Origin of the sequence: Nonomuraea antri, assembly GCF_013283785.1 — a bacterium.
In the GTDB taxonomy this organism is placed as follows: Bacteria; Actinomycetota; Actinomycetes; order Streptosporangiales; family Streptosporangiaceae; genus Nonomuraea; species Nonomuraea antri.
Window position 1 is genome coordinate 1 of record NZ_JABCPZ010000571.1, and the last position, 1,093, is coordinate 1,093.

The 1,093-nt window shown below is 66.6% G+C and carries 2 protein-coding genes; both read right to left on the reverse strand.

What is annotated here, in order from left to right; genetic code table 11:
• The coding region (locus tag HII36_RS55425; protein ID WP_173531426.1) for a cellulose binding domain-containing protein at positions 1 to 489 on the reverse strand (489 nt) is incomplete at its 3' end.
• 153 nt (positions 490 to 642) lie between these two features.
• A partial coding sequence (locus HII36_RS55430; RefSeq protein ID WP_173531427.1) for a DUF559 domain-containing protein occupies positions 643 to 1,093 on the reverse strand: 451 nt, incomplete at its 5' end.

Consider the following 1,093-nt stretch of genomic DNA (forward strand, 5'->3'; position numbering starts at 1 on the left):
GCCTGTTCGGGTGGAGGCGGAGCGGGCCGTGCGGGCCGGGGCGATGCGGTTTCCTGCTGTACCCGGGATGCCGCATCCCGGTAGGCGCGCTGAGCAGGCGTTGGAGGCCGCGTTGGCGCCGTTGATCGTGCAGTTCAGGACCTTCGCGCCGCCGGGCGCGCCGGTCAGGCCGAAGCTCACCGCCGCCCCCGCGGCCAGCGAACCGTTCCACGACTTGTTGGTGAACGTGTAGTGCGTGCCGTTCTTGGCCATGTCGGCGTCCCACGCGGAGTTGATCGTGGTTCCGGACGGCACGTCGAACTCGACCTTCCAGCTCGACAGGGCGGCGGATCCGGCCTTGACCGTGACCTTGCCCTCGAACCCGCCGCCCCAGTCGGAGGTGACGGCGAAGGAGGCCGTGGGCGGCGTGGCCGCGTACGCGGAAGCGCCGTAACCCAGGATCAGTGCCGCGGTGGCTACGAGTGAGCCGATGGTGAATCGTCGTCGCAAGGGTTCGCTCCCAGCTCAGAGTGAATGCGTCGCCCCGTTCTAATAAGAAAGTTTCCTATTAGTTGGGGGAACTTTAGGACGCTGTCGCCGGGACGGTCAATAGTCCGTAATCGGATTAAGGTCGCCTTAAGCCTCTGTTGAGCTTTCCCGCCCTCAGTCCGCTTCTCGATGGTTGCGCAAGAGCTGCCCGATTTGTCCGACAACCGTCTCTATGTCGGCCATAACCTGAAAATCAGGAAAGCGAAGAACGGCGAATCCGTCGAGCTGCAGCCGCACGTCCCGCTGCCGATCAGCCGCGAACCTGGCACGCTCCCGATGCTCGGGACCGTCCACCTGCACCGCACACCGCTCCGCCGGCCACATCAGCTCCACCCGGATCGGCGGGCTCAGCGGATGCGACTGATACGTCCGATTCCACTCCCGCCCCGCCGCCCAGTCCAACGGCGCCAACGCGGCCTCCAACGCCTGCTCAGCGCGCCTACCGGGATGCGGCATCCCGGGTACAGCAGGAAACCGCATCGCCCCGGCCCGCACGGCCCGCTCCGCCTCCACCCGAACAGGCACCGCAACCCTCACCCACTCAACCCGACGCAAGGCACCATGC